General features: G+C 69.6%; 13 protein-coding genes and 3 pseudogenes. 12 read left to right on the forward strand and 4 right to left on the reverse strand.

What is annotated here, in order from left to right; all coding sequences use genetic code 11:
- On the reverse strand, positions 1-229 hold a 229-nt coding region (locus IE294_RS48760; protein WP_229918150.1), incomplete at its 3' end, for a hypothetical protein.
- Positions 230-630: 401 nt separating this feature from the next.
- A pseudogene (locus IE294_RS48765) lies at positions 631-756 on the reverse strand (ATP-binding protein); the annotation flags it as partial.
- 620 nt (positions 757-1,376) lie between these two features.
- On the opposite strand from IE294_RS48765, the gene IE294_RS45320 reads away from it, so the two are divergent.
- From IE294_RS45320 to IE294_RS45350, 7 genes and pseudogenes are all read left to right on the forward strand, one after another.
- On the forward strand, positions 1,377-2,564 hold the full coding sequence (locus IE294_RS45320) for an NAD(P)/FAD-dependent oxidoreductase (protein ID WP_189895177.1): 1,188 nt from the start codon (positions 1,377-1,379) through the stop codon (positions 2,562-2,564).
- 75 nt (positions 2,565-2,639) lie between these two features.
- A complete protein-coding gene (locus tag IE294_RS45325; RefSeq protein WP_189895178.1) occupies positions 2,640-3,023 on the forward strand; it encodes a DoxX family protein in 384 nt (127 codons plus the stop codon).
- 170 nt (positions 3,024-3,193) lie between these two features.
- Positions 3,194-4,090, forward strand: a complete 897-nt coding sequence (locus tag IE294_RS45330; protein ID WP_189895179.1) for an RNA polymerase sigma-70 factor — start codon at positions 3,194-3,196, stop codon at positions 4,088-4,090.
- A gap of 51 nt (positions 4,091-4,141) precedes the next feature.
- Complete coding sequence (locus IE294_RS45335) at positions 4,142-4,519, forward strand: hypothetical protein (protein WP_229918152.1); 378 nt, start codon at positions 4,142-4,144, stop codon at positions 4,517-4,519.
- 378 nt (positions 4,520-4,897) lie between these two features.
- Complete coding sequence (locus IE294_RS45340; RefSeq protein WP_189895184.1) at positions 4,898-5,293, forward strand: hypothetical protein; 396 nt, start codon at positions 4,898-4,900, stop codon at positions 5,291-5,293.
- A 185-nt stretch (positions 5,294-5,478) separates the two neighbouring features.
- A complete protein-coding gene (locus tag IE294_RS45345) occupies positions 5,479-5,898 on the forward strand; it encodes a hypothetical protein (RefSeq protein ID WP_189895180.1) in 420 nt (139 codons plus the stop codon).
- Between the two features lie 243 nt (positions 5,899-6,141).
- Positions 6,142-6,446, forward strand: a pseudogene (locus IE294_RS45350) (IS5/IS1182 family transposase); the annotation flags it as partial.
- Positions 6,447-7,084: 638 nt separating this feature from the next.
- On the opposite strand, the gene IE294_RS48770 reads toward IE294_RS45350, so the two are convergent.
- Together IE294_RS48770 and IE294_RS45360 are read right to left on the reverse strand one after the other, a co-directional pair.
- A complete protein-coding gene (locus IE294_RS48770; protein WP_229918153.1) occupies positions 7,085-7,609 on the reverse strand; it encodes a hypothetical protein in 525 nt (174 codons plus the stop codon).
- A 331-nt stretch (positions 7,610-7,940) separates the two neighbouring features.
- The gene (locus tag IE294_RS45360; RefSeq protein WP_189895181.1) at positions 7,941-8,741 is read right to left on the reverse strand and encodes a nucleotidyltransferase domain-containing protein; all 801 of its coding nucleotides are present in this window, start codon (positions 8,739-8,741) and stop codon (positions 7,941-7,943) included.
- Between the two features lie 181 nt (positions 8,742-8,922).
- Between IE294_RS45360 and IE294_RS45365 the strand changes: the two genes are divergently transcribed.
- From IE294_RS45365 to IE294_RS45380, 5 genes and pseudogenes are all read left to right on the forward strand, one after another.
- On the forward strand, positions 8,923-9,486 hold the full coding sequence (locus IE294_RS45365; protein WP_189895183.1) for an HNH endonuclease family protein: 564 nt from the start codon (positions 8,923-8,925) through the stop codon (positions 9,484-9,486).
- 522 nt (positions 9,487-10,008) lie between these two features.
- Complete coding sequence (locus IE294_RS45370) at positions 10,009-10,218, forward strand: hypothetical protein (RefSeq protein ID WP_189895182.1); 210 nt, start codon at positions 10,009-10,011, stop codon at positions 10,216-10,218.
- Positions 10,215-10,721, forward strand: coding sequence for a helix-turn-helix domain-containing protein (locus tag IE294_RS48775; RefSeq protein WP_229918154.1), 507 nt, complete (start codon positions 10,215-10,217; stop codon positions 10,719-10,721). Before IE294_RS45370 ends, IE294_RS48775 begins: the two co-directional genes overlap by 4 nt.
- A 72-nt stretch (positions 10,722-10,793) precedes the next feature.
- The gene (locus IE294_RS48780) at positions 10,794-11,096 is read left to right on the forward strand and encodes a SigE family RNA polymerase sigma factor (RefSeq protein WP_229918155.1); all 303 of its coding nucleotides are present in this window, start codon (positions 10,794-10,796) and stop codon (positions 11,094-11,096) included.
- An 11-nt stretch (positions 11,097-11,107) separates the two neighbouring features.
- A pseudogene (locus tag IE294_RS45380) lies at positions 11,108-11,626 on the forward strand (hypothetical protein); the annotation flags it as partial.

The following is an 11,626-nucleotide window of genomic DNA, read 5'->3' on the forward strand; positions in this document are numbered from 1 at the left end:
CACCACCGCGGCCACCACCCACGACAGCCAGGTCCTGCCCGGCATCCACACCCGCCTCGCCCGGTGCGGCCTGCTGCCCGCCGAGCACCTGGTCGATGCTGGCTACACCTCTCTGCCCCACCTGGAACAAGCCGCCCGTGAACACCAGGTCACCGTCTGCGGTCCGCTGAAGAGCAACCCCACCCGCCAGCACCGCCGAGGCGAGGGCTTCGCCCGGGACGACTTCCACATCGACTACGACAAGCAGCAGGTCACCTGCCCCCAGGGGCAGGTCAGCGCGGGCTGGCACGGCACCTACCCGACCTCCTCGCCCACCGCGCACCTCTGCTCGTGGCCAGGTTCACCAAGAGCCAGTGCCGCCCCTGCCCGGCCCGCACCCAGTGCACCAGCACCGCCGACGACGCCCGCACCGTGGGAACTGGCGGGCACTGGCCCGCCACCTCGGCCGCCGCGAGCACATGAGCGACATGGTCCAAGCCGTTGCCGGCCTGCTGTCCCACCAGCAAACTGTGGACCTGACCTCGGCACGGCAGATGTGAACACTGAGCCCCGTCGCAGTCCTCGACGCCTCACCGCCTACCGTGCACGAACTCGTTTGTTGTCACCTGCGAGTGCGGGCGCCGGAAGGTCTCAACTCTTGACGGCCTCTGCGATCTGCTGGGCAGCCTGGGCGGGGGTGAGGTGCGTGGTGTCGACGACCTCGGCCTCGGCGTGCAGCCACGTGCGGGCCGCCTCGGCGTAGGGCTCGAGGTATCGACCCTAGCTGTCAGCAAACTCTGTCATCAGCCGCCATCGGATCTCATTGGATCGAGGCTCCGGGAAGTCCGGGTTCATTGGACGCTCGTGGCGCCTCTCTTCATTCGATCGTTTGCCGACACCGGGTCTCAGATTCAGGCGGGTAGTTGCCGGATCGGGGTACCGCGGGTGATGACGTACGACGTCCCGCCCGCAGGATAGCCAGGGTCGATGAGGTAGCCGCCATGCGGTGGTCGGGGTCGCGGGCGGTTGTCCGGCGTCAAGACCGTCTGTCAGCGCGCGATCTCGATGCTGGTCAGGACGAGCAGGGCGCGATCAGCACAAGTACCCGACACACAACTCACACCAGCCCCGTGACCAGCAACTTCACGATGGTGGATCTTCAAGGCCCGATCCAAGGGCGGCCTGTCCGCCGGAGACGCCGGCGATGGTGAGGCGCGGAAGTGCTGGTGCAGCTCCTGCTGTTTTTCGCCCCGGGCGCCGCGCATTCCCGGAGCATCAGCTCCGAACGAGGGACTCCGACGTACCGAGCCCCCGCGGAGTGATCTACCTCACATGCTGTCACAGTGCTCGGCCGTGCGGTGTCTTGTGCCCGAACCCCTTGAAACGAAGGAGACACCGTGACTGGGAACACCGATGTGGTCGTGATCGGCGGCGGATACGCGGGCGTCTTGGCGGCCAATCGTCTGACGCAGCGCAACGACGTGACAGTGACGCTGATCAACCCGCGTTCGTCCTTTGTCGAAAGGGTTCGCCTGCACCAGGTGGTGGGCGGATCCCACTCGGCGGTCGTCGACTACCGGGAGGTCCTGGGCGAGCGCGTCCGGCTGGTGGTCGACACCGTGGCACGGATCGACGCGGCCGGGCGCAGCGTGGCGTTGGCGAGCGGCGGCACGGTCGGCTACGACTATCTGATCTACGCGGTGGGCAGTGGCAGCGCCGACCCGCGCGTCCCCGGGGCGGCCGAGTTCGCCTACCCGATCGCCATCCTGGAGGAGGCGCAGCGGCTGCGGACGGTGGTCGACGGCGCGCCCGCGACGGCCTCGGTGACGGTTGTGGGAGCTGGTTCGACCGGTATCGAGACCGCTGCCGAGCTGGCGGAGCAGGGCCGTCGGGTGACTCTGGTGTGCGGCGGGGTGCTCGGCCCGTATCTGCATCCGCGGGTTCGGCGCTCGGTTGCCAAGCGCCTGTCCAAGCTCGGGGTGACCGTACTCGAAGGTCCCGACGCGAAGGTGACGGCGGTGACCTGCGATACCGTGCAACTCGGTGACGGCCGAGCGCTGCCGAGCGCGGTGACCATCTGGGCCGCCGGGTTCGCCGTGCCGGACCTGGCCACGCGCAGCGGGCTGAGCACCGACACCCTGGGCCGCCTGCTCACCGACGAGACGTTGACGAGCGTGGACGACGAGCGCATCGTCGCGGCCGGGGATTCGGCGGCACCGTCGGACATGCCGCTGCGAATGAGCTGTCAGACCGCTCGTCCGCTGGGAGCGCACGCTGCCGACACGGTGCTGGCCCGGATCACGGGTGTGCAGCCCAAGGCCATCAACGTGGGTTTCTTCGGCCAGTGCATCGGCCTGGGCCGTCGCGCCGCCACCGTACAGATCGCCTCCAAGGACGACACCGCGAACAGGTACTACATCGGCGGCCGCCTTGCCGCAGGGATCAAGGAGCGCGCTTGCACGGGCGTCGTCAAGGAACTGGTGGACGAGGCACGCAAGCCCGGCTCGTTCACCTGGGGGTTCAAGGACGACAAGCGCCGGCAGCTGCTGCGAGCCAAGCGCGCTGAGGCAGCTGTCCACCGCTGAACCAACATCGGCCAATCATTGACGATCGGCCGGGTCGACACCGCAGTCACCGGCACAAGGCAAGGAAACGACCCCGTGAACCTCGCTCTGTGGATAGCTACCGGACTGCTGGCCGCGGTCGCCCTGGGCGGCGGGATCAGCAAGGCGTTCATACCCAAGGAGAACCTCGCCGCGCACGAGGGCGGGAGATGGACCCAGGACTCCGGCGACGGTTTCGTCAAGGCCCTCGGGGTCCTCGAGCTTCTGGCCGCGGTGGGCCTGATCATGCCCGCTTTGGTCGACGTCGCGCCGGTCATGGTGCCGGTTACCGCTGTGTGCTGGGTTGTGCTCATGGTCGGTGCGATGATCACTCATGGCCGCCTCGGTCAGTGCAAGCTCGTGATGCTGAACTCGGTCTATCTCGTGCTCGCAGCCTTTATCGCGTGGGGTCGATTCGTCCTTGAGCCTTTCACCGGCTGACGTGTGTGCCGCCCGGTCGGGCTCGGCAGGTGGCAGCCGTGCACCGGACGGCGCCCCGCACCCGATCGCACCGAACAGGTGGGTCGGGTCGAACAGATACCGATGAACGGGGATGCACAATCGACCGTCGTCGGAAACCAGGGCCCGCCGCGAAGGAGAGAGATCGAGATATGAGCGACCACGCCACCAACGCGGCGACCGAGACGTTCGTCGCCCATCGCAACCTGCTGTTCACCGTCGCCTACGAGATGCTCGGATCGGCGGCCGACGCCGAAGACGTCCTCCAGGAGACCTGGATGCGATGGGTCAAGGTCGACCTGGAACAGGTGAGCGACCAGCGGGCGTACCTCGTGCGGATCACGACCCGGCAGGCGCTCAACCGGCTACGCACCATGAAGCGCCGCAAGGAGGCGTACGTCGGCCCCTGGCTGCCCGAGCCGCTGCTCACCGCGCCGGACGTGGCCGAGAACGTCGAGCTCGCCGAGAGCGTGTCAATGGCGCTCATGCTCGTCTTGGAGACACTGTCGCCGACCGAGCGCGCCGTCTTCGTGCTGCGCGAGGTCTTCGACGTCGACTACGACGAGATCGCGGCCGCCGTCGGCAAGAGCCCCGCGGCCGTCCGCCAGATCGCGCACCGCGCACGCCGGCACATCGACGCCCGTCGGCCCCGCTCGGTGGTCTCCGTGAGCGAGACCCGGGCGGCTCTGGAGTCGTTCCAGCGGGCGCTGGAAACCAGGGACCTGCAGGGGCTGCTCGACGTGCTCGCGCCCGAGGTCGTCGTCGTCAGCGACGGCGGCGGCATCAAGCAGGCCGCGCTGCGGCCCATCATCGGCGCCGAGAAGGTGGTCCGCTTCTTGGCCGGCGGCCTCGGCAAGACCGATGCCACGATCACCGTTGGTCCGGCCGTGGTCAACGGCAGCCCAGGACTCGTCTTCCGCCTGGACGGCGAGATCGACGGCGTTATGGCGGCCCGCGTCGAGGACGCCCGCATCACCGGCCTGTACTACGTCCGCAACCCGGAGAAGCTGAACCGCGTCGCATCCGAGACCCCGCTCACCTTGCGATGAATACGGTCCGCTGACAGCGCTCTGACGGCGGCCCGCTCCCGAATCCGCACCATGAATGCGAGGCCGAAGATGACCACGCCCTGGCCGCCCCCGCGTACCGTTCGCCGTCCACTCGCCCCGCGCGTTGCCGTACCCCGGGAGCCGGTCGACCCCGCCTGCATCGGCCGGCGCGTCGTACGGCGCCGGGCGAAGGGGATGGACGCCGGCGCCGTGGCGGCGGCCCTCGAGGACGCCCGCTTCGACGCGCGGCAGGCGTCCCGGTTCGAGGACCTGGCCGACGAGGTCCGCGGCCGGGCGGAGCTCGCGGAGTGGGAGCGCCTGGACCAGTTGCTCGCCGCCGCGCCGGCGGGCACCGTCTACGACCCGGACGTCGACGACGTTTGTCCAGGCCGAGCTCGCCGCCGTAGCCGCGGCCGCCGCCGACCGTGAGGCCGCCGTGCGCGAGGCGCAGCGGATCGCGGCCCGCGCCGACGAGTTCCAGGCGCTGCGCGAGCTCGGCACCCTGGAGCACTGCTCCCGGTACCAGACCGCCGGGTCAACACCCTGCTGTCGTACGACGTACCGGGCACAGGCACGCACGAGCGCGGAACGGTCGCTGAGAAACGGCTCCGCCTGCTCTGACCGCCCCGCCCGTCTCAGCGCTGTAACGCTGGCCGAACGGGTACGCGGGTTGCGTGCAGACAGCAGTGGAGGCAGCACACCCTCGCAGGCATCCTCATCCCTCAGAGCCGTGAGCGCCGCTGTGGCACACAGGTCCTGGACCACAGTGTCCTGGTCCCCGGCGGCCGCGCGGGCCAGCTCAGCGGGATGGAGCAGTTGGCCCTCGATGGCAAGCCGGTACGCGAACCGCCGGACGATGCGGTCGGGGTCAGCGAAGAGAACAGCGAGCTGCCCGTGGGATGCCTGTCGCGGGATCTGGCCGAGCACATCGACGCAGAAGGCACCTCTGTCGCGGCGGCCGACGCGGAGGATGAGCGGCGCGAGGCCGAGGGCCAAGTCCACGTTCAGGGCCTCGCGCAGCAACTTCCGGGCGTGCTCGCGCACGGGGCCGACCCAATCGGCGCAGCGGATCACGACCAACGGCAGCAGACCGGGGTATCGGACCGACTGACGCACCGCCTCCTGACGGATCCTTCCGTCGCGGTGGCAGAGGGCGAGTGCGAGACGAGACTCGCCGAGCTGAGCCAGGTCGGCGGGCAGTGAGGCGGAGTGCTCCCACCCCGGCAGGAAGTGCGGGCGGTGCCAGGCCACCTCACGCACTCCAGCGTCCAGCGCGAGCCAGTCAGCGGGGTCGGCTGAACCTTCTCGCGTCGTCCCACCGTGTTCCCTGTGTGACTTCGACCCACTTCCGAGCAGCGGGAGCGGGGCCAGGGAAAGGACGGCTGGGCATGGGGAACCTCAGGACACGACTCGCCACTCTGGCGGTGGCGGGAGCGTCCGCCGCGGCCATCACGCTCGGCACCGCCGGTTCGGCGTCGGCCGACGCCTGGATCGGCTCCGGATCCGACAAGTGTGGTAGTCAGTACGCATTGTGCATCTGGGACCAGGGCAACTACCAGGGCAGTGGCATCGGCGTCCCCTGGGCCGACGTCTGGAAGCTCAACAACATCAGCCAGTACTACGGCTTCCTGGGCAGCAACATCTCGTCCGTCATCAACAAGACCGGCACCACGTTCTGCGGCGCCGAGTACAACTACGGGGCCGGCAGCGCCTTCAAGATCCAGGCCTGGGGCTGGTACAGCGGCCTCGGCTCGTGGGACAACCGGATCCGGTCCATCCAGACGTGGCCCTGTGACCCCGGGGTCTGAAGAACTCGCTGACGGGCCCGGCCGGCGAGCCAACGGTGGCCGACACGGCATACCGACCACGTCATCGGGGTGCGCCGGTGAGGACTGCGGGGACTTGTCCTACGACCGGGTCCCGTGAAGATCTGCCAGGCGAGGGTCGGCGGCATGCGTCGTGCCCTTTTCGACTTGGACGGCACGCTGGTCGACCTTCGTGTTCTCGGATGCACCCGCAATGACTGCACCCAGGCCAGACGGTCATCGGCAAGACCTGTGCCCCCGGCCGGGCCCGCCGGGGGCCACGCCGACGGCGGCCTGCCAAGCTGCACGGCGACAAGGGCTGTGGCTATGACCACCTGCGGAAATGGGTGCGGGGACGCGGCATCGTCCCGCGAATCGCGCGCCGCGGAGTCGAGAGGTCACCCCGCATCGGCCGTCACCGCTGGGTGGTCGAGCGCACCGTGTCGTGGCTGTCCGGGTGCCGTCGGCTGCACCGGCGCCATGAGCGGAAACCCGAACACTTCATCGGCTTCACTGCAATCGCGGTCATGCTCATCTGCCTGCGGCGTCTGCTCACCACGGCGGTCGCCGTCGCCGCTGCCTCGCGACTACCTGGTCCGCCGTACCACCGACCACCGCCGCCGGGTCCGCGGCGTCCACGGACGTCCCGGCCCGTCAGGATCAGGCTCTCGCAGTGACTATCGCCGTTCTGCTACTGACCGGCTCCGTCCTGCTCGTCTCCTGCTGGATCGGGCCCCTCGCCACCTTCAGCACCACGGCCGTCCTGGTCGTCACCGCCTTCGCGCACCCGGCCTTGCCCGTCGTGTGGCGATCCGCCGCGAGGATCGCAAGTTGCCGCACGCCCTGCCCAGCGCAGGAACCGCCGAGGGGCGAGCCACACCCAGGGCTGGGGGCTCGGTGTCGACGGCGTGCCGGTGCATGCTCGAAACCAGCGCATTCCGCACGGTAATGCCCGATGCCCGGCCCGTGTTGCGGAGGGTGCGGTTCCTGCGGCGGCGCCCCCTGTTTGCGTCCTGGCGACGCCTGCTGGAAGCCGCCCGCTCGGAGCATGAACGAGCGGTTGCAGCGGATGAAGGACATGCCTGGCAAGCAACCGGATGACCACCCACCCTGGGCCGCCCCTCCGGGCGGACGGTTTCTGGGTGACGGCTGTCAGTCCGGCACGCGGCGTCGGTGACCGGAGAACCCGTCAGAGCCTGGCGTACCGGATGTCCAGCAAAGCGAAGTCCGCCGCTCTCTGGCAGAAGTCACACATTCCTTCGAGCGCATGCGCGCCCAGCAGGCACAGCAGGACCTGCCCGTCCGGCTCGTCGGCCGTCTGGGTCGGCACAACGCATGCCTGCCCCGTGGAGCACTCCGCGCACTCGTAGGCCGGCGGCTCCCCGCCTTCGCTGATCGCCTCGTAGAAACTTCCCATCCCGTAGGCGTCCACCACCTCCGCGACGTCGTCGTACGCCTTGCCGCACAGCAGGCATCCGACGGGCCGCACACCACCGTTGCCAGGCGCGACGAGTGCCGCGAAGTGGCCGCAGGACAGGCAACGCAGCGTGTAACCGCTGGCGTCCCTTAGGATGGCGGAGAAGCCGAGGTACTGGCCGATGACGATCCGGCGGGCAGAGCCGTGACGGCCGGCGCCCTGGGCGAAGAACAGCGACAGGATCAGAATGTCGTCGATGTTGGTGACGGCGAACAGCCCGACGATGCCCGGGTTCACGAGTGGGTGCCCTCTCCTTCGGCGCGAGTGTCCCGGCGACGCTACCGGGAGCCCGAACCGTGCCCTCGCGGGGGCCGGGACCGGGTCAGAGTAGTTGAGGTACAGGAACTCCCGGTGAGAACGATCTTGATCGGGGTTCGCCTACCTCGTACGAGCGTCGAGCTGCCGGGTGACGGTGCCGGACTCCCAGACCCCTGCGCGCTCGAAGATGGCAGGGGAAGGCTCCGGCATCCACATCCCGAAGCGGCCCGGAGGCTGCGCGGGAAACTGCGCGCCTCACGACGTCAAGGCATACCGCGGCCTCGTGGTCGTCCACCGCGACAATGCCCTGTCAGGCGCCTACCGCCGCGGCGTTCTCGTCGACGAGGGCTCGCACCCAGCCGAGGAACGCCCGGACCTGCGGAGCGGGCAGGGACAGCGCGGCGGCGCGAGGACGTTCGAAGCTGCGGACCGCGGCCTCGATCAGCGGACGGAAGTCCTCCTGCGCGGCGGCGACTTGCCCGGCCGCGTCGCGTTTGGCGAACCAGCGCCCGGTGCGGCAGTAGACCACGGAGCGGCAGCCGTTGAGGACCCGGTTGTCGGCGAGATGCCCCTCCCCCTCGCCGTGCTCGCGCACCGAGGCCCGGATCGCGGTGTACAGGTCCGTCGGCCGGGGGGCCGCGATCACCTGCGATGCGGGCGGCCCGTACAGCGCAATCCCGTCCTGGTGGGCCACGGAGCGGTCGATGACGTACCAGAACGACGGTCCCCCGCTCGTGTCGAAGGCGGTCCGGCTCGGCAGCTGAGTGCCAGTGTTGAGATCCAGCAGGTAGCCGGCCTCCCCGGACGGGACACGGGCGAAGTCCGCCGCGTAGACGACCAGTTCGAGCCCCGCCGCCGGGCACGGCAGCCGCCGGTGATCGAGAGCGTCGGCCAGTGCCCGCAGGGCCGCGGCCTCAGGCGGGCCCTCTACGACGACCGTGACGTCGATGTCACTGCGGCCATGCCGGTAGTCGCCGAGCGCGAGGGAACCGACCGCGACCACTCCGGTCAGCTGGGAGCCGCACACCGCGCGCGTGCGGCGTACGAGCTCCGTCAGGTAGGGCCGCACCTCGGCAGGAACGGCTTGAGACAGCTCGGTCTTGGCGCCCATCCCGCCAGTATGGAGTACTCGAGAGGGCCGGGGGTCGGTCAGTTGGTGAGGGCTTGGCGGAGGGTTTCGCGGCAGTCGATGACGGCGTCGACGCCGACGAGGCTGATGGTGCGCATCACTCCTCGCCCCGACGACCGCGCACGCCGCCCCGGACGCCACCGCGCCGGGGGATACCGTCACTCTGCCCGTCCAGGACGCCCTCGCCCAGCTTCCGGTCCGCACTGAGGACCGCACCGGGTATGAGCGCACGAAGTTCAAGCACTGGGTCGACGCCGACAAGGACGGCTGCAACACCCGCGCCGAGGTCCTCCAGGCCGAGGCGGTCGTCGCTCCGGAGCAGGGCGCGAACTGCCGGCTGAGCGGGGGAGCGTGGTTCTCCCCGTACGACGACCGCTTCATCCAGGGGCCCGGCGGTCTGGACATCGACCACCTGGTCCCGCTCGCCGAGGCCTGGGACTCCGGCGCCTCCGCCTGGAGCGCGAAGGAACGTGAGGCCTACGCCAACGACCTCGGCGACGACCGCGCCCTGATCGCGGTGTCGGCTGCCTCTAACCGGTCCAAGGCCGACCAAGACCCCAGCACGTGGCTGCCACCGGCCGTCGGCTACCGGTGTCAGTACGTCACCGACTGGGTGGCCGACAAGACCCGTTGGGGCCTGAGCATCGATACCGGCGAACACGCCGCGCTCGCCGAGGTGCTCGACAATTGTCCGAACGTGCCCGTCACTGGCCCGCTGGCCCGCTGACACGGTTTCAGTCGGGCTCAACCTGGCCCGGCACCGTGATGGGCCCCGCCTACGGCTGTGCCGTGGGCAGGGGAGAAGTTCATGCGAGGGCGTCCCTGCCCGACGCTTCGGCAGCGGCCTTCGGATTCCGGGCGGCACGTCGGAGGCTGAGGCCAGGCAGGCGGCGCTGGGGAAGTTGGCCGTGCGGCCCCCTCTTGGGGTGTTGCTTCAGCACAGGGGGCCGCACGGTGGTGCGGCGTCAAGTTGGCGCCCTCACCCCATGATGCGCCACGCACGACCGAGCGGGGCCAGAAGTGGCGTTTCCCCCTCAAGTGGTTGAATCGGCTGCTATTCGAACTCTGGGGTGAGGGTGGCGGGGGGTAGCGGGAGGTGGCTGATGCCTCACATTGTTCCGTAACACCTTGATCACGTGGCGTACACGCTGTGGGCCGGTCCATGCTGAGCCTCGCCTCCCTGACGGTGCTTCAGCACCGCTGCCAGGCAGGGCTGTTGGTGTGGCATCGTCAAGAGAAACCGGATTCCATGGCTCGTAAGAAGGTGGTGACCATCGTCCTGGCGGTGGTCCTCACGTGGAGCACGGTGATGACCGTGCTGGGTCACGAAACGGCCGTCGCCGTCGTGGTCCCCTCTCTGGGCCTGCTCGTGCAGCAGATCGCCTATGCCTTGACCGCGCCCGACCACCCCGGTGCTCCCGGGCCGGTCGTCGGCGACGGACAGGAGCCGCCCCGATGATCTGGCCCCCGGACGCCGACCAGCCGCTTCCACCGGACACCTCCGGCAGACGCGGCCGCAAACCCGCCCTGATCTCCGCCACCGCGGGCCTGTCCCACCGGGCCTGGCTCGTGCCGGTCCGCAACTTCGTCTTCGCTTCCGGCCTCACCCTCGACGACCTCGTCGAGCGCTCCGGCTACTCCAAGACCCGTATCAGCCAACTCCTTCGCGGCAACGGCTACTACCCCGCCTGGCAGATCACCTCCAGCGTCGTCCACGCCCTGGGGCTGCCCCTGGAGCCGATGCTGCGCCTGTGGCAGAGCGGTGCCCGCGAAGCCGGCAAGGACAGCGCCTGGATCAAGCGCAGCATCCAGCAGGTTGCCCTCCAGCCCGAGGCCGCGCCCCTGCCCTACCGGGCCTTCGCTGACACCGTCCGCGCGACCTACACCGCCTACGCGCGCGCCTTCCTTCTCACTGACCACCGCGCCGGCTGGGTCGTCGGGGAAAGCCTCGACATCCTCTGACTGACCTGGAAACAGGCCGCTACCAGCGACAACCTCCCCCGCTACGCCTGGCAACTGCTCCGCACCCGGGTCATGGCCCGTGCCCACCACCACGACGGCCACCCCGACCTGCGCGCCGCGGTCTTCTCCACCGCCGAAGTTCACGACCACATGCCCGGCCACCTTGTCGCCCTGACCGAACTCACCGACCTCTTCCACGCCATCGGCCGCCTGCCCGCCGACCAGCTGGACATCACCGTCCTGCGCTACCTGTGCGCCACACCACCCGAACAGATTCCCGGCATCGTCGGCCTGAGCGAGGCCATCACCCACGCCATCGACCACCACGCCCGCGCCACCCTCGAGCACCTGCTCCCCGACGTCCCCCAGGAGTGAAGCAGCCCGTCATGCCCCCCATCGACGCCCTCCTCGCCCGCGCCCGCCTCCACTCCCACCCCGACGTCCCCGGCGACACCGTCGCCTACCACGACACCCCCTACCTCCAACCCGAACCCTGCGCCCCCCACCCGGCCCCACGCCCCGCCGACCATGCGGCCGCCGGCCACCTGCAGGAGCTGTGCGAAGCGATCGTCACCGCCATCACCGCCGACGACCTGCAATTCCTCACCAGCAAACTCCCCGAACCCCACGGCGCCTGGCTCCTGGGCTGCGCCCTGCAGCTCGCCGACGTCGAAGACGGCGCCCGCTTCTGGTGGCAGTACGCCGCCGGCGCCGGACACCCGGCCGCCGCCTACTGCCTCTCCCTGCACCACCACGCCCAGGGCGAAGACCATGCCGCCGACTTCTGGTACCAGCAAAGCGGCCTGGAAAAGGTGATCGACTGCGACACCCTGACCGTCACAGGCATCCAGCCGCCACTCAACCGCTTCCGCTTCGACACCGGCACCCCCATCCTCCTGCGCGTC

It is taken from the genome of Streptomyces canarius (genome assembly GCF_014650735.1).
GTDB lineage: Bacteria > Actinomycetota > Actinomycetes > Streptomycetales > Streptomycetaceae > Streptomyces > Streptomyces olivaceoviridis.